This is a genomic window from Brevundimonas sp. (genome assembly GCF_041911375.1).
Taxonomy (GTDB): domain Bacteria; phylum Pseudomonadota; class Alphaproteobacteria; order Caulobacterales; family Caulobacteraceae; genus Brevundimonas.
The window spans coordinates 119,341-133,127 of record NZ_JAYRPA010000025.1 but is presented as its reverse complement, the minus strand read 5'-3'; the positions used below and the strand labels follow the sequence as shown (position 1 = coordinate 133,127).

General features: G+C 67.0%; 19 protein-coding genes, 2 tRNA genes and 1 other RNA gene. 8 read left to right on the top strand and 14 right to left on the bottom strand.

What is annotated here, in order from left to right:
• Positions 1-71: 71 nt before the first annotated feature.
• Entirely contained in the window at positions 72-434 is a 363-nt protein-coding gene (locus tag ACE3PU_RS05730) for a RusA family crossover junction endodeoxyribonuclease (RefSeq protein ID WP_374387571.1), read from the top strand.
• Between the two features lie 3 nt (positions 435-437).
• On the opposite strand, the gene ACE3PU_RS05725 is transcribed toward ACE3PU_RS05730, so the two are convergent.
• The 4 genes from ACE3PU_RS05725 to miaA all read right to left on the bottom strand — a co-directional run bounded on the left by ACE3PU_RS05725 (position 438) and on the right by miaA (position 2,490).
• Positions 438-908: an SspB family protein gene (locus ACE3PU_RS05725; protein WP_374387569.1), complete on the bottom strand. Its 471-nt coding sequence runs from the start codon at positions 906-908 to the stop codon at positions 438-440.
• A gap of 110 nt (positions 909-1,018) precedes the next feature.
• Positions 1,019-1,388, bottom strand: a transfer-messenger RNA (tmRNA) gene (gene ssrA / locus ACE3PU_RS05720).
• A 1-nt stretch (position 1,389) separates the two neighbouring features.
• The gene (locus ACE3PU_RS05715) at positions 1,390-1,563 is read right to left on the bottom strand and encodes a hypothetical protein (RefSeq protein ID WP_374387567.1); all 174 of its coding nucleotides are present in this window, start codon (positions 1,561-1,563) and stop codon (positions 1,390-1,392) included.
• Between the two features lie 30 nt (positions 1,564-1,593).
• Positions 1,594-2,490, bottom strand: a complete 897-nt coding sequence (gene miaA / locus ACE3PU_RS05710; RefSeq protein WP_374387565.1) for a tRNA (adenosine(37)-N6)-dimethylallyltransferase MiaA — start codon at positions 2,488-2,490, stop codon at positions 1,594-1,596.
• 65 nt (positions 2,491-2,555) lie between these two features.
• On the opposite strand from miaA, the gene ACE3PU_RS05705 reads away from it, so the two are divergent.
• Positions 2,556-3,623 carry an Mrp/NBP35 family ATP-binding protein gene (locus tag ACE3PU_RS05705; protein WP_374387563.1) on the top strand — a complete coding sequence of 356 codons (1,068 nt, stop codon included), beginning with the start codon at positions 2,556-2,558 and terminating at the stop codon, positions 3,621-3,623.
• On the opposite strand, the gene ACE3PU_RS05700 is transcribed toward ACE3PU_RS05705, so the two are convergent.
• The 6 genes from ACE3PU_RS05700 to ACE3PU_RS05675 form a co-directional block, all read right to left on the bottom strand.
• Positions 3,620-3,940: a YbjQ family protein gene (locus tag ACE3PU_RS05700; protein ID WP_374387561.1), complete on the bottom strand. Its 321-nt coding sequence runs from the start codon at positions 3,938-3,940 to the stop codon at positions 3,620-3,622. The two genes, ACE3PU_RS05705 and ACE3PU_RS05700, sit on opposite strands and share 4 nt — an antisense overlap.
• A gap of 11 nt (positions 3,941-3,951) precedes the next feature.
• Positions 3,952-4,479: a dihydrofolate reductase gene (locus tag ACE3PU_RS05695; RefSeq protein ID WP_374387559.1), complete on the bottom strand. Its 528-nt coding sequence runs from the start codon at positions 4,477-4,479 to the stop codon at positions 3,952-3,954.
• Positions 4,476-4,781 (bottom strand): phosphoribosyl-ATP pyrophosphohydrolase, encoded by a 306-nt coding sequence (locus ACE3PU_RS05690; RefSeq protein WP_374387557.1) that lies wholly within the window; start codon positions 4,779-4,781, stop codon positions 4,476-4,478. The genes ACE3PU_RS05695 and ACE3PU_RS05690 overlap by 4 nt, the downstream gene beginning before the upstream one ends.
• 4 nt (positions 4,782-4,785) lie before the next feature.
• Positions 4,786-5,277 (bottom strand): hypothetical protein, encoded by a 492-nt coding sequence (locus ACE3PU_RS05685; RefSeq protein WP_374387555.1) that lies wholly within the window; start codon positions 5,275-5,277, stop codon positions 4,786-4,788.
• A gap of 157 nt (positions 5,278-5,434) precedes the next feature.
• Positions 5,435-6,280 carry a thymidylate synthase gene (locus tag ACE3PU_RS05680; RefSeq protein WP_374387880.1) on the bottom strand — a complete coding sequence of 282 codons (846 nt, stop codon included), beginning with the start codon at positions 6,278-6,280 and terminating at the stop codon, positions 5,435-5,437.
• An 82-nt stretch (positions 6,281-6,362) separates the two neighbouring features.
• Positions 6,363-6,905, bottom strand: a complete 543-nt coding sequence (locus tag ACE3PU_RS05675) for a DUF924 family protein (RefSeq protein ID WP_374387553.1) — start codon at positions 6,903-6,905, stop codon at positions 6,363-6,365.
• On the opposite strand from ACE3PU_RS05675, the gene ilvC reads away from it, so the two are divergent.
• Positions 6,904-7,923 (top strand): ketol-acid reductoisomerase, encoded by a 1,020-nt coding sequence (gene ilvC / locus ACE3PU_RS05670; RefSeq protein WP_374387551.1) that lies wholly within the window; start codon positions 6,904-6,906, stop codon positions 7,921-7,923. The two genes, ACE3PU_RS05675 and ilvC, sit on opposite strands and share 2 nt — an antisense overlap.
• A gap of 29 nt (positions 7,924-7,952) precedes the next feature.
• On the opposite strand, the gene ACE3PU_RS05665 is transcribed toward ilvC, so the two are convergent.
• A tRNA-Pro gene (locus tag ACE3PU_RS05665) sits at positions 7,953-8,029 on the bottom strand.
• Positions 8,030-8,230: 201 nt separating this feature from the next.
• Here ACE3PU_RS05665 and ACE3PU_RS05660 point away from each other — a divergent pair.
• Positions 8,231-8,304 (top strand) — tRNA-Gln (locus ACE3PU_RS05660).
• Positions 8,305-8,458: 154 nt separating this feature from the next.
• On the opposite strand, the gene ACE3PU_RS05655 is transcribed toward ACE3PU_RS05660, so the two are convergent.
• Positions 8,459-8,656 carry a DUF2842 domain-containing protein gene (locus tag ACE3PU_RS05655; RefSeq protein WP_374387549.1) on the bottom strand — a complete coding sequence of 66 codons (198 nt, stop codon included), beginning with the start codon at positions 8,654-8,656 and terminating at the stop codon, positions 8,459-8,461.
• Positions 8,656-8,907: a transglycosylase gene (locus tag ACE3PU_RS05650; protein ID WP_374387547.1), complete on the bottom strand. Its 252-nt coding sequence runs from the start codon at positions 8,905-8,907 to the stop codon at positions 8,656-8,658. The genes ACE3PU_RS05655 and ACE3PU_RS05650 overlap by 1 nt, the downstream gene beginning before the upstream one ends.
• Before the next feature lie 131 nt (positions 8,908-9,038).
• On the opposite strand from ACE3PU_RS05650, the gene ACE3PU_RS05645 reads away from it, so the two are divergent.
• Entirely contained in the window at positions 9,039-10,139 is a 1,101-nt protein-coding gene (locus ACE3PU_RS05645) for a COX15/CtaA family protein (RefSeq protein WP_374387545.1), read from the top strand.
• On the opposite strand, the gene ACE3PU_RS05640 is transcribed toward ACE3PU_RS05645, so the two are convergent.
• On the bottom strand, positions 10,108-11,505 hold the full coding sequence (locus tag ACE3PU_RS05640; protein ID WP_374387543.1) for an alkaline phosphatase PhoX: 1,398 nt from the start codon (positions 11,503-11,505) through the stop codon (positions 10,108-10,110). The genes ACE3PU_RS05645 and ACE3PU_RS05640 overlap by 32 nt on opposite strands.
• A gap of 263 nt (positions 11,506-11,768) precedes the next feature.
• Here ACE3PU_RS05640 and rplM point away from each other — a divergent pair, with 263 nt between their 5' ends.
• The 3 genes from rplM (at position 11,769) to argC (ending at position 13,763) form a co-directional block, all read left to right on the top strand.
• On the top strand, positions 11,769-12,242 hold the full coding sequence (gene rplM / locus ACE3PU_RS05635) for a 50S ribosomal protein L13 (RefSeq protein ID WP_292135499.1): 474 nt from the start codon (positions 11,769-11,771) through the stop codon (positions 12,240-12,242).
• 2 nt (positions 12,243-12,244) lie between these two features.
• A complete protein-coding gene (rpsI, locus tag ACE3PU_RS05630; RefSeq protein ID WP_374387541.1) occupies positions 12,245-12,739 on the top strand; it encodes a 30S ribosomal protein S9 in 495 nt (164 codons plus the stop codon).
• An 88-nt stretch (positions 12,740-12,827) separates the two neighbouring features.
• Positions 12,828-13,763 (top strand): N-acetyl-gamma-glutamyl-phosphate reductase, encoded by a 936-nt coding sequence (gene argC, locus ACE3PU_RS05625; protein ID WP_374387539.1) that lies wholly within the window; start codon positions 12,828-12,830, stop codon positions 13,761-13,763.
• The last annotated feature ends 24 nt before the right edge of the window (positions 13,764-13,787 follow it).

The window sequence follows — 13,787 nt, the reverse complement described above, 5'->3', positions numbered from 1 at the left end:
ACTCGTCTTCCGGCGTGGCTTTGCGATGCGCAGGCGTGTAGCACGGACGCCATGCAGGGCAAGGCGAACGCATGACGGCGGGCTGGATCGGCACGGGCAAGGTCCGCGCGCGCGAGGACGGCGAGGCGGTCGAGATCGTCATCGACGGGCTCACGACCCAGGCGAAATACTATAAGCCGCTGGTCTATGAGTTCATGCGCAAGGAGTGGCGCGGCGCACGGCCGGCCTGGAGCGACCATGTCGTCGAGATCCGCATGGAGCACGTCGGCGATCCGCCCTGGATGGACCTGGACAACCTGGCCAAGGCCCTGCTGGACGCCATCAAGGGCTATCTGTTCCACGACGACGCCCAGGTCGCCCGTCTGGTGGTGGAGCGTCATGAGGGCGAGCGCGAGCGGATCACGATCCGCAGCTATCCCCGGTCGCCGGGCTGAGCCCTATTTCTTCCTGAACTGGTCCAGCGACACGACCTTGGGGCCGTCGTCGGAGGGCGAGGCCGGCGTGGGCGGCGTGGGCTCCTCGACAGGCTCCACGATCTCGGGCGCCTCGAACTGGAGCAGGAACTGGACGCTGGGATCGTAGAATCGCGTGATGGCCGAATAGGGCATGGCCAGAACCTTCGGCACGCCCCCGAAGCGCAGCTTCACCGAGAACCGGTCGGCGTCGACGCGCAGGTCGTCGTACTGATGCTGAAGCACGACCGTCATCTCGTCGGGATACTTCGCCAGGATATCGGGCGAGACGGACACGCCGGGGGCCCGGGTCTTGAAGGTGATGTAGAAGTGGTGCGCGCCGGGCAGGCCGTCGGTCAGAACCCGTTCGAGCGCGGCGCGCACGACCCCGCGCAGCGCCTCGTGGGCCAGCTGCTCGTAGTTCATCTCGTCGACCGGAGGGGTCTGGTCGGTCATCGTCACCTCGCTTCAGAGCGCGACTGATAGCGGCGACCGTGCCCGGACGAAAGATGGCATGAGGGTAAAGCGCCGTGATTCTGCGCCTGTCTCTCGATCCTGTCCGGGAAAGTGCCGGGGGTTCTGTTGCCAGGCCCCCCGACGAGCCCCGCCCAGGGATCTGAACCCCTAGGACTTAAGATTCGAAATCAACCGAACCGCATTACGCGGCGAGGCGGACTTCTCCAGCGAAGTTATCGTTCGCAGTTAGATAAAGGCCCGATACGGTGGGCCAGGACGAGCGAAAGCAATCCTCTTTACACGTCCGTCGATGCTAGTCGGCCCCATGCTGCCTCCGCCGATAACGCGGGGAAGAAGTTGGTGGAGCCGCCGGGAATCGCACCCGGGTCCGGTCCGCTTATTACAAGCGCGTTTATCGCCATAGTCCGGCCGAAACCGGACAGGACCAATATAGGCGCGTCGCGGCCGACTTCCAAGAGCCTCAGCCGCCGCCGGTGCGCGCCGTCGCCTTGCCCGTGCCGTCGCAGACCGGACAGGCCTCGCCATCCGGCTTCACGCCGACGCCCTGGCATTCGGGGCAGGCGGCGGCGTCCTGCAAGGCGGCGGGATCGGTGTCCGGCGCCAGCCACCGGTCTTCGATTTCATGCTCGTTCATGAGCGGGAAACGGCTGACGAACCCGCAGGTTCAAGTGCGCCGGGACCAATCCGGCGTCTGGTTGCGGAACCACGTCAGTTGCCGCTTGGCGTAGTTGCGCGTGGCCTGCTTCAAGGCGTCGATGGCTTGGTGCGGCGGCATTTCGCCGGCCAGCCAGGCCGCCAGTTCGCGCACGCCGACCGCCTTCATCGCGGGCAGGGCGGGATCCAACCCCCGGGCCAGCAGGCCGCGAACCTCCTCCAGCACCCCGTCGCGGATCATCAGATCGACCCGCGCGTCGCATCTCGCATAGAGGACCGATCGTTCCGGCTCGACCACCAGCCCGGTCCAGGAGCCAGGCGTCAGCAGCGGCCTCGTGTCGGCCTTCCAGTCACTCAGCGATCGACCTGTGGCGGCTTGCACGCTCATCGCCCGCACCAGCCTCTGACGGTCCCCGCGTTCAATGGACTTGGCCGCGTTCGGATCGGTCAGCCCCAGGCGGGCCCGAAACTCCGCTTCCCCGAGGGCCCCATAATCGGCCTCCACCGCGGCGCGAACGTCCTGTGGAACATCAGGAATGTCGGCCAAACCCTTGGTCAAGGCCGTGAAGTAAAGCCCGGTTCCTCCCACCAGGATCGCCGGCCGTCCCTCGGCTGACAGTTCCTCCAGCATCGGCAGAACGGCCCGGCTCCAGCGTCCGACCGACCACGCCTCCGCCGCGTCGGCGACGCCGTAGAGCCGATGGTCCGCCTGGGCCTCCTCATTCGGCGACGGCCGCGCCGTCAGCACCCTCAGGTCCGCATACAGTTGCTGGCTGTCGGCGTTGATGATCACCGCGCCGGATTCGCGCGCCATCTCCAGCGCCAGCGCCGACTTGCCTGACGCGGTCGCGCCGGCGATCAGCGTCACTAATGGCGGTTGGGACAAATGCGGGCTCGCAGGCGGCATCCGACGGCGATAGAACGCGCGCCTCATCGCCCGCAAGCGCCTGAGCGTCTTTTGAGGAGGCCGCCTTGGTCGAACGTTCCGCCGTCATCGCCGCACTGGACGCCGTCGTCGACCCGGTGTCGGGGCAGGGCCTGGTCGCCGCAGGCCTGGTTCAGGGGCTTGTGGTCGGCGAAGACCGCGCCGGCTTCGCTCTCGAGGTGGATCGCAGCCATGCGGCTGCCTATGCGCCGGTGCGCGACGCCGCCGAGGCCGCGCTGAAGGCGATCCCCGGCATGGCGCGCGTTTCGGTGATTCTGACGGCCGAGGCCAAGCCGGCCGCGGCGCCGCGCACGGCGGGCCTGTCGAAGGCGGCCGTCGATCAGGGGCGGCCCAAGGCGCCGGTCCCGACGGATCGGCCGGCCCACGTCCGCCGCGTTCTGGCCGTCGCCAGCGGCAAGGGCGGGGTAGGCAAGTCCACGGTCGCGGTGAACCTGGCCGCCGCCCTCGCGGCGCGGGGGCTGTCGGTCGGCGTGCTGGACGCCGATGTCTATGGTCCCTCCCTGCCGACCATGCTGGGTATCTCCGGCCAGCCCGCCTATCAGGACGGCGCCATCGTCCCGCACGTCGCCCATGGTCTGAAGGCCATGTCGGTCGGCCTGCTGACGAAGATGGACGACGCCATGATCTGGCGCGGTCCGATGGCGTCCCAGGCCATCACCCAGATGCTGACCCAGACCCGCTGGGGAACCGAGGCTGCGCCGCTGGACATCCTGGTGGTCGATCTGCCGCCCGGCACGGGCGACGTGCAGCTGACCCTGATTCAGAAGACGCCGCTGGACGGCGCTGTCATCGTCTCGACCCCGCAGGAGGTCGCGCTGGCCGACGCCCGCCGCGCCCATACGCTGTTCCAGAAGGTCGGCGTCCCGACCTTGGGCCTGATCGAGAACATGAGCGGCCCCGTGTTCGGTCAGGGCGGCGCCGAAGCGGAGGCCGCCCGGCTGGGCGCGCCGTTCCTGGGCGATCTGCCGCTGGACGCCGCATTGCGCCACGCCGGGGACGCGGGCCGGCCCCTGGTCGCGGCCCTGCCGGAAGGCGACATCGCCCGGCGCTTCGACGCCGTCGCCGCGCGGGTGGTGGCGGGCCTGGGCCTCTAGACCGGTTCCACGATCACAGCCGAGCCGTAGCACAGCACTTCGGTCACGCCCGGCATGATCTCCGTGGCGTCGTAGCGGACCGCAAGGATGGCGTTCGCCCCGTGCGCCTGCGCATGCTTGACCATTTCGTCATAGGCTTCCTGCCGACCGGCCTCCGCCAGCTTCACATAGGCGCCGACCCGGCCGCCCAGCATTGACTGCACGCCGCCGATGGCGTCCGAAATCGCGTTGCGCGAACGCACGGTGACGCCGCGCACCAGGCCGATCTGGCGCGTGACGCGGAAGCCGGGCAGGTCATTGGTCGTTGCGACATACATCGTTCAATCTCCTAGCGACGCTCCAGCACGCGGAAGGTGAAGGGGTGATCGTCCTTCTCTCCGACCGGATGGCGTTCTGACGATACCTGGACCCAGGCCGCTTCGTCGAACGCCGGGAACACCGCGTCGCCGTCCGGCGCGGCGTCCACCTCGGTGATGTACAGGCGTCGTGCGCGGGGCAGGGCCGCCTCGAACAAGGCGGTGCCGCCGATCACGCAGATCTCGTCGACCCCGTCCTCCTCGGCCGTCTCGCGCGCGATCTCGATCGCTTCGTCCAGCGTGGCGCAGACCACGGCGCCCTTCGACATCCCATCGGCCTCATAGGACTGGTCCCGCGTCAGCACCAGGTTCAGCCGGCCGGGCAGGGGCTTCAACGGCAGGCTCTCCCAGGTCTTGCGGCCCATCAGACAGGGCTTGCCCACGGTGATGGCCTTGAAGCGTTGCAAGTCGCTGCGCAGCCGCCAGGGCAGGTCGCCGTCACGGCCGATGACGCCGTTTCGGCCCCGCGCGACGACCAGTGCGATGACGGGCGCGCTCATGCCGCTTCGCCGGGCTCGAGCCAGCGCAGCCATTTGCGCCGCATCGCCTCGTCCAGGTCGATCCCGGCGCGGGCGCAGTAGATCAGCAGCATCCCCAGCACGTCCGCCGCCTCGTCGCCCAGGACTTCCGCGTCGGGCTCGCCGCGCGCCCGACTGGTCAGGCGCAGGTGCTCGGCCGTCAGCTCGCCCAGCTCCTCCTGCAGCTTCAGCAGGGCCCAGTCGCGGTCCCGGTCGATGCGGTGCTCGGCGGCGTAGATGTCGGAGATGCGCAGGACGGAAACAGTCAGTTCAGAAAGGGTCACGATCTTAGCGATACCTACATGTCTCGATTGCCATCGCCTTCATGATGCGATCTCGGTCTTCAAACAAACTAATCCGTTGTAGAGTAAATGAGCGTAAGCACGGACACATTTGGGCGTCAGAGAAAATTTCGAGGATATAGCCATCATATGACGCGTTGATCATCTGCTTTAGAAAAGAGATGATCGTCTTTTCAATCATGTCGTGAAATGTTTCGGGAAAGGACATTTCAGATATGGCCGCAACGCTTAACTCCAAGTGAGCTATAAGCTGGGCGAGGTCTCGTCGAAATTTATCTACATCAAAGGGATTGGATCCTGCCGAGTTGACACACTCGGCCCATCGTTCCCTAGATTCGGTGATGAATTCACGAGCTGTCTCTATGGCGGCCAACCGCGTGTTATGGCGGATTTGCGCGAAAACGAGCCCAAGCCCAAGCACTGCGGCAATCGCGGTGACCCAGTCCGCGACGTTTGGCGGCTCGATCCCGGCCGACATTACCGATTCGGTGGCGGTGGCGGTGGCGGAGGAGGCGGTGGTGGTGGCGTTGGCGAACGCGGCACAGGGACTGAGCTACGCTCTTCACGTCTAGGAGGTGGAGACTGTGGCGGGCGCATAATCGTTCTTTCGTTCTCTTATTTCGTCGCTGACTGCATCAGACCGACACGGCCGCCTTGATGTGCGGCCACGGCGCATAGTCGCTGAGGACGAAATCCGACACCTGGTAGGCGAACAGGTCGTCACGCGGCGTGATCGTCATGGTGGGCAGGGGCAGGGGCTCGCGCGTCAGCTGCAGCTCCGCCTGTTCGAGGTGATTCAGATACAGGTGCGCGTCGCCGAAGGTGTGGATGAACTCGCCCGGCTCCAGTCCCACGACCTGCGCCATCATCATCGTCAGCAAGGCGTAGGAGGCGATGTTGAACGGCACGCCCAGGAAGACGTCCGCGCTGCGCTGATACAGCTGGCAGCTCAGCTTGCCATCGGCGACAAAGAACTGGAACAGGCAGTGACAGGGCGGCAGGGCCATGTCGTCCACGTCCGCCGGGTTCCACGCCGAGACGATGTGGCGCCGCCCGTTCGGATTGGTCTTCAGGCCGTGGACCAGCTTCTGAATCTGGTCGATCACCCGGCCGTCCGGCGCGGCCCAGGATCGCCACTGCTTGCCGTACACCGGCCCCAGCTCGCCCTCGGCGTCGGCCCATTCGTCCCAGATGCTGACGCCGTTTTCCTTCAGCCAGCCGATGTTGGTTTCGCCGCGCAGGAACCACAGCAGTTCGACAATGATAGAGCGCAGGTGCAGCTTCTTGGTCGTCAGGACCGGAAAGCCCTTCGACAGGTCGAACCGCATCTGGCGTCCGAACACGCCGATCGTCCCGGTGCCCGTCCGGTCGTCCCGCCGCGCGCCGTTGTCCAGGATGTCCCGCAGCAGGTTCAGATACTGCCATTCCGGATGATCCGCCGGCGCGGCGCCCGTGCGGGCGTGAACGTCTGCCGAGATCATCTGAACGGTCATGCAGACAGGATGCCGCTGATTCGCGCGTCCCGACATGGGGCGTGATTCGCTGTCCACACCTTTGAGCGCGTCAGCCGCCGAAACCGCCTTCGTCCAGAAAAGCCTGTTCCTCGGCCGTCGTCTCGCGCCCGAGCGCGGCGTTCCGATGCGGAAAGCGGCCGAAGCGGACGATGATGTCGCGATGGATGCGGCCCCATTTCTCCAGCTCGGCGTCGCCGGCGGCCAATTCCATGTAGCGGTCCTGATCCTCGAGTCGCTCGGAATGCTCGAACGGCAGAAGGATGAAGTTGCGCAGCTGCGGCTCGAACGCCAGATGATGGCCCCGCGCCACCGCTTGTCGGGCGAACATCAGCGCCAGGGGGTCTGTGGCGAACTGATGCGCCGTGCCGCGGAAGCTGTTGCGGGGAAACTGGTCCAGCAGAATCATCAGCGCCAGCGCGCCCTCGGGCGTCTCCATCCACCCGTCCAGTTCACGCCGCGCCGCGGCGACATGCGCATCATGGAAGCGCCGACGGAACTCGGCGTCGAACGCATCGTCCTTGGCGAACCACTTTTCGGGTCCCGCCGCTTTCCAGAAGGCGACGACGGCGGAAGGCGTTATGTTTGGGGTCATGGACCAGACCCTACCCAACCCGCTTCCCGTCTTCCATGACCGCGATTGCGACCTTTCGATCCTGCGCGGCAAGCGCGTGGCCGTGATCGGCTACGGCAGTCAGGGGCGCACCCATGCGCTGAACCTGCGTGATTCGGGCGTGGCGGACATCGTCGTGGGCCTGAAGGTCGATTCGAAGACCCGTGCGCTGGCCCAGGCGGACGGCTTTCCCGTGCTGACGGCGGGCGAGGCGGCGGCCCAGGCCGACGTGGTGGCCGTCATGGTCTCGGACGAGGCTCACCGCGATCTGTGGCGCGACGAGCTGGAACCGAACATCCGCCCCGGCGCGGCCCTGGTCTTCGCCCACGGCCTGTCGGTCCGCTTCGGCCTGGTCGAGCCGCGCGCGGATCTCGACGTCATCCTCGCCTCGCCCAAGGGAATCGGCCCGCGCATCCGCGACCTGTACGAGGCCGGGGAGGGGGTCTTCTGCCTGTTCGGGGTGCAGCAGGACGCCACGGGCGGCGCCCACGCCCTGGGCCTGTCCTATGCGGCGGCGCTGGGCTGCGGCCGCAAGGGCATCCTCGAGACGACGATGAAGGACGAATGCGAGAGCGACCTGTTCGGCGAGCAGGTCGTCCTGTGCGGCGGCGTGGCCGAACTGATCGACGCGGCCTTCATGAAGCTGGTCGAAGCCGGCTATCCGCCCGAGGTCGCCTGGTTCGAATGTTTCTATGAAACCAAGCTGGTCACCGACTTGATGTACCAGCGCGGCATCGCCGGGGCCTTCGCGCGAATCTCCAACACGGCGGAGTACGGCGCCTATCTGACCGGGCCACGAATCATCAACGCCGCCTCGCGGGCGGCCATGGACGACGTGCTGGCCGAGGTGCGGGGCGGCGACTTCGTGCGCCGCCTGATGGCGGATCATGACGCCGGTTCGCCCGAACTGCTGGCGCACCGCAAGGCGCTGGGCGAACGCTACATCGAGCGCGTCGGCGCGCACCTGACCAGGGTCGCCGAGGCCGCCAACGACGCCTGAGACGCAAAATTCTGAAAGAAGAGAGAGAATGGTCGGAGTGAGAGGATTCGAACCTCCGACCCCTGCGTCCCGAACGCAGTGCTCTACCAGGCTGAGCCACACTCCGACCGTGGGGACGGGCCTAGCGGCGACGCCCCGAAGTGAGGACGCGGCTTATAGCCATGGGTTTCGGAGGCCGCAAGCACCCTTTTCGACCCGTCGTCGCCGGCCGCGAAAATAGTCCCAAACAGGGGTGTTGCATCCGAAAACGGCTTGGCGTATCTGACCGCCTCCGCCGGGCCACGGCCCAGCGGATACGCCGATCCGCTGGGGAATGGTGTAATGGTAACACTACGGTTTTTGGTACCGTCATTCTAGGTTCGAGTCCTAGTTCCCCAGCCATCGCCCTCCCTTCATTCGAGCGCCGTCGCACCTGCTGCGAGAGCGCGTCTTAGGGCTTCCGTTCGTCAGACGGTGCATCGAGCTGCTTATGCACCCCGTCCGAGCATCGCTGGCGGGAGCGTCGTCTTCAGAGGCAGGCCGGCGCAGTCGCCGTTCAGCGCCCGCGCTCGGCCCATTTCAGCAGCGGGATCACCGGCAGGCCCCAGGCCGTGCCGCCGACGGCGAAGAACAGGAAGTCGATCCATTGCGAGGCGGGCAGCAGGCCGCGCAAGGCGATCAGGGCCCAGACCCAGAAAGCCAAGAAGGCCAGCACGCCGAAGGCGGCGACGAGGCGACGCAGACGCGCGGGCATCAGCGCTTGCCCCGGAACAGGAAGAAGGCGACCAGGCAGACGACCGAGCCGACCAGCGACCACGGGATCCAGACCCAGCTGTCCATCGTGCTGACGGCGAAGACCCGCACGGCCAGAAACCACCCGCACAGCAGGCCGACGCCCGACACCAGGGTGGCGCCGCCCAGGCCGCGCCGGCCCGTCAGCAGGTCGGCGACCCAGGCCAGCAGTAGGCCGCCGGCGGCGGCGGCGACGATATCCAGATACTGCAAGCCGATCTCCCCGGGCGGGCCGCCCTTCACCTAAACAGACTCGATCTTGGCGGCCGAGGGGGGCATACCGCACAGGTCGCTTTCGATCGCCGTCGAAACGGCAGCATATCCGTGTCAGCGTCGAGCGTCGAATGAGCCGTTTCGGGAAACCAGATCGTAATCGCGCCGTGGCCGTCTGGCTGTTCGCCACCGCAGCGCTGGTGTTCCTGATGGTGGTGGTGGGCGGCATCACGCGTCTGACGGGCTCGGGCCTGTCGATCACGGAGTGGAAGCCGATCATGGGCGCCGTGCCGCCGCTGAATCAGGCGGACTGGATGGTGGCGTTCGACAAGTATCGCCAGATTCCGCAGTACGCCCAGGTGAACGCCGGCATGACGCTGGACGAGTTCAAGTTCATCTTCTTCTGGGAGTGGTTCCACCGCCTGCTGGGCCGACTGATCGGGTTGGTGTTCTTCCTTCCCCTGGTGGCCTTCGTGGCCTTCCGCGCAACGCCGCCGCTGTCGCGCCTGCACCGCTACGCCCTGCCTGGTCGCCTCGTCTGGCGCTGCGTGCTGCTGCTGGCCCTGGGCGGGCTGCAGGGGCTGATCGGCTGGTGGATGGTGTCCAGCGGGCTGTCCGAACGGGTCAGCGTGGCCCCTGAACGGCTGGCGGTGCATCTGGGACTGGCGTTCGTTCTGTTCTGCGCCCTGATCTGGACCGGGCTGGAGGCGTGGAGCGGAGAGGATCATGGACGCCCGCCGGCGGGCTGGGCGCGGGGGGCGGCCGTCCTGCTGGGCGCCGTGTTTCTCCAGTGCCTGCTCGGCGCGCTGGTCGCGGGCGGCAAGGCCGGACTGGTCTATACCGACTGGCCGCTGATGAACGGGGCCGTTCTGCCGCCGGCGGACTGGAGCCTGGGGGCGGGCGCCTTCCTGCATGACCAGGCGCTGACCCAGTTCAATCACCGCCTCGTCGCCTATGGCCTGCTGATCGGCGCCAGCGTCTACGGCTTCCAGGCCTGGCGGTGGCGGGTGGCCGAGGGCATGGGGTTTGGCGCCTTCGCCCTGGCTGGAGCCGTGTGGCTGCAGGCGCTGCTGGGGATTGTCACCCTGATGCACGCCGTGCCGCTGGGTCTGGGCGTGCTGCACCAGGCGGGCGCGGCGATCGTGCTGGCGATCGCCACGGCCAATCTGTGGGTCGTGCTCAGGGCTCAGCCTCGGCTGTTCATGTCCGGACCGAGGTCCATGGCCCTCTGATCGCCAGGGTCATGCCCGGGTACATGATGTTGACGAACAGCACCTCGCCGTCGGGCGAGAAGCAGGCGCCGGCGAACTCGGCATTGCCGGTGAAGACGTTGCGGCCGATCGTATAGACCTGCCCCTGGGGCGTGACGCCCTTCAGATGATTGCGGACATCGCTGGAATAGTTGTCTTCGCAGACCACCAGATGGCCCCAGGGCGCGATGGTGATGTTGTCGGCCATGTTCATCGTCTTCATGTCCGCGCTCTCGACGAACAGCTGAAGCCGGTCGGCCGCGCCGTCGAGCCCCGGAACAAGCCGCAGGATCTGACCGCGGCGGATCGGACCGCCCGAGGTGGCGGTGAAATACAGCTCGTCGTCGCCCCACCACACCCCTTCGCCGCGCGCGACCAGGGCGGCGCCGGCGGCATGACCGCGCTGAGCCAGGTCGCCGTTCGGCGATTCGACGTCCTGCAGGTCGATCCATTCGATTTCGCGCCAGTCGCCGACGGCCCAGGCGGGGGCGTCCTGGTTGCGGGTGTCGGCCGAGGGCGCGCCCTTCCAGGCCATCGCCTGCAGCTTTCCGCCTTCGGCCAGCTTGCCGGGCGTCGTCGGGATGAAGCGGTAGAACAGGCCGTCGTTCTGATCCTCGGTCAGATAGACGAACCCGGTGCGCGGATCGACGCAGACAGCCTCGTGGTCAAAGCGGCCCATGGCTTTCAGCGGCACGGGGTCGACAAGGCCGTTCGCGTTCGCCGGAACCTCGAACACCCAGCCGTGGGCCTTGGTCACGTCGGCGTCGGCGGGGGTTTCCAGCGTCTCCTCGCAGGTCAGCCAGCTGCCCCAGGGCGTCGGGCCGCCGCAGCAGTTTGTCGACGTCCCCGCCAGCGTCAGGTGCTGGCTCACCTTCCGGCGGGTAGCCAGATCGTAGACGATGGTCGAGCAGCCGCCGGGCAGGGGGCGCCCGTCCTTGTAGGTGTCATAGGCGCGGGCCGCATCCAGCCGTCCGATCCGTTCCTGGCGCAGGCCGCCGGGCCCCAGATTGCGGTGCAGGGCGCTGGAGCCCTTGAGCTCATGGTTCACGACCAGCGCCACAAGCGAGCCTTGCAGCGGGAAACAGGCCATGCCGTCGGGTTGGCCCGGCGCGAACAGGCCGTCGTCCATGGTGTCGCCGCTCTGCGCCACGACCTCGTAGGAGAAGCCTTCCGGCAAGTCGAGCAGACGGTTGGGATCCCGAACCAACGGGCCGTAGCCGTGAACCTGATTGACGTAGGTTTCCTCGCCCCCGGTCCGGGCGGCGGTCTGGGCGGCGGCGTGGCGGGCCATGCCGGCGAAGGCGAGGGCGGCGCTCGAGGCGATCAGGCCGCGACGGTCGAGGAACATGGGAGACTCCAGCTACGTTGGGAGCCGCCATGCCGGGGAAAGGTCATGGTTTGATGACGGAGAGGAGCGAAAGGAGCCCCGAAGGCGGTCGGTTTGCCGGGTATTTTAATACCTCACTCCGAAAGTCTTTTGTTTTCCGCCAATTAGACTGATGTCGCCATCCGAAGACGCATTGACGCGACCGATCGCCTCCTGTATCAGCCCGCCTTCCTTCGGTTCCTTCGGGAGCCGGGCCCGATTTCGTCTCCAGGAACAACCTCATGCTGAAGAGCACCACGGCTTCGCTGAAGCCGGCCGAGGTCGAGAAGAAGTGGATCCACATCGACGCCGAAGGCGTCGTGGTGGGCCGTCTCGCGACCTTCATCGCCAACCGTCTGCGCGGCAAGCACCGCGGCGACTACACCCCGCACGTCGATTGCGGTGACTACGTCGTCGTCACCAACGTCGACAAGGTGGTGTTCACCGGCAAGAAGAACACCGACAAGGTCTACTATCGCCACACCGGCCACCCGGGCGGCGTCAAGGAAACCACCCCGGCCAAGGTGCTGGGCGGCCGCTTCCCCGAGCGCGTGCTCGAGAAGGCCGTCGAGCGCATGCTGCCCAAGGAAAGCCCGCTGGCCCGCAAGCAGATGACGCACCTGCGCCTCTTCGCCGGCGCCGCGCACGATCACGAAGCCCAGCAACCGGAAACGATCGACTTCAAGTCGGCGTCGCCCAAGAACACCCGGAGCGTCTGAGCATGACCGACGTGACCAACACCGAAACCGCCACCGGTTTCGACGCCCTGAAGGGCCTGAGCGCCTCGGCCGAGAACGACGCCCCCGTCTATGTCCAGAAGCTGGACGCCCAGGGCCGCGCCTATTCGACCGGCAAGCGCAAGAACGCCATCGCTCGCGTGTGGGTGAAGCCCGGTTCGGGCAAGATCACCGTGAACGGCAAGGAACTGGCCGCCTATTTCGCGCGTCCCGTTCTGCAGATGATGGTCGCCCAGCCACTGACCGTTTCGGACCGCACCAGCCAGTACGACATCGTCTGCACTGTCGAAGGTTCGGGCCTGTCGGGCCAGGCCGGCGCCATCCGCCACGGCCTGTCGCACGCCCTGACGCACTATGAGCCGGAGCTGCGCAAGGTCCTGAAGCCGCACGGCTTCCTGACCCGCGACAGCCGCGTCGTCGAGCGCAAGAAGTACGGCCGCGCCAAGGCCCGCCGCAGCTTCCAGTTCTCGAAGCGCTAACTGGCGACCGCCAGTCGGTTACGAAGGGGCGCTTCGGGGAAACCTGGAGCGCCCTTTTTATGTCCGCAGTTCAGGTGAGAGCGGAGACATGACCCACACCATCTTCATCGACGGCGAGGCCGGCACCACGGGCCTGGAGATCCGCGAGCGGCTGGAGGCGCGCCCGGATCTGGACCTGCTGCTGCTGGGCGATCGCCGGCGCGATCCCGAGGCGCGGCGCGAGGCGCTGAACGCCGCCGACGCCGTGATCCTGTGTCTGCCGGACGACGTGGCGCGCGAGGCGGTGGCGATGATCGAGAACCCGTCGGTCAAGGTGATCGACGCCTCGACCGCCTATCGTGTCGCGCCCGGGTGGACTTACGGTTTCGCCGAAATGGACGCGAGCCAGCACGAGCGGATCGCCGGCGCGCGGTTCGTCTCGAACCCCGGCTGCTATCCGACCGGCTTCATCGGCCTGATGCGGCCCTTGGTGAAGGCCGGACTCGTGCCCGCGGACTGGCCGGTTTCGGTCAACGCCGTGTCGGGCTATTCCGGCGGCGGCAAGGCGATGATCGCCGAGTTCGAAGCCGGGGAGGGGGCGCCGCCCTATCGCGCCTATGGCCTGTCGCTCAGGCACAAGCACGTGCCCGAGATGACGCAGCATTCCGGCCTGTCACGACCCGTGCTGTTCACGCCTGCGGTCGGTCATTATCGCCAGGGCATGCTGGTGGAGATCCCGCTCCACCTGGGGGCTCTGCCCGAGACGCCGTCGATCGAGCGCCTGCACGGCGCCCTGGTCGAGGCCTACGACGGCCTGCGCTTCGTCGAGGTGGCCGACATCGAGGAGACGGAGGCCATGACCGGGCTGGATCCTGAAGGCCTGAACGGAACGAACCGCTTGCGGCTGCACGTGTTCGGCGACCGGGGCGGAGACCAGGCGCGTCTGGTGGCGCTGCTGGACAATCTGGGCAAGGGCGCCTCGGGGGCGGCGGTCCAGAACCTCAACATCATGCTGGGACTGGACGAGGCCATCGGTCTGAGCTGACCCGTTCAGCCCCTGAAACCATTT

Coding starts and splice junctions, on each gene's coding strand:
- ACE3PU_RS05715 (WP_374387567.1), bottom strand. CDS start 1,563: ATGAACGAGCATGAAATCGAAGACCGGTGGCTGGCGCCGGACACCGAT.
- ACE3PU_RS05645 (WP_374387545.1), top strand. CDS start 9,039: ATGAGCCGTTTCGGGAAACCAGATCGTAATCGCGCCGTGGCCGTCTGG.
- ACE3PU_RS05730 (WP_374387571.1), top strand. CDS start 72: ATGACGGCGGGCTGGATCGGCACGGGCAAGGTCCGCGCGCGCGAGGAC.
- ilvC (WP_374387551.1), top strand. CDS start 6,904: ATGGACCAGACCCTACCCAACCCGCTTCCCGTCTTCCATGACCGCGAT.
- ACE3PU_RS05695 (WP_374387559.1), bottom strand. CDS start 4,479: ATGAGCGCGCCCGTCATCGCACTGGTCGTCGCGCGGGGCCGAAACGGC.
- ACE3PU_RS05675 (WP_374387553.1), bottom strand. CDS start 6,905: ATGACCCCAAACATAACGCCTTCCGCCGTCGTCGCCTTCTGGAAAGCG.
- ACE3PU_RS05700 (WP_374387561.1), bottom strand. CDS start 3,940: ATGTATGTCGCAACGACCAATGACCTGCCCGGCTTCCGCGTCACGCGC.
- ACE3PU_RS05725 (WP_374387569.1), bottom strand. CDS start 908: ATGACCGACCAGACCCCTCCGGTCGACGAGATGAACTACGAGCAGCTG.
- ACE3PU_RS05685 (WP_374387555.1), bottom strand. CDS start 5,277: ATGTCGGCCGGGATCGAGCCGCCAAACGTCGCGGACTGGGTCACCGCG.
- ACE3PU_RS05655 (WP_374387549.1), bottom strand. CDS start 8,656: ATGCCCGCGCGTCTGCGTCGCCTCGTCGCCGCCTTCGGCGTGCTGGCC.
- rpsI (WP_374387541.1), top strand. CDS start 12,245: ATGACCGACGTGACCAACACCGAAACCGCCACCGGTTTCGACGCCCTG.
- ACE3PU_RS05640 (WP_374387543.1), bottom strand. CDS start 11,505: ATGTTCCTCGACCGTCGCGGCCTGATCGCCTCGAGCGCCGCCCTCGCC.
- miaA (WP_374387565.1), bottom strand. CDS start 2,490: ATGCCGCCTGCGAGCCCGCATTTGTCCCAACCGCCATTAGTGACGCTG.
- ACE3PU_RS05680 (WP_374387880.1), bottom strand. CDS start 6,280: ATGATCTCGGCAGACGTTCACGCCCGCACGGGCGCCGCGCCGGCGGAT.
- argC (WP_374387539.1), top strand. CDS start 12,828: ATGACCCACACCATCTTCATCGACGGCGAGGCCGGCACCACGGGCCTG.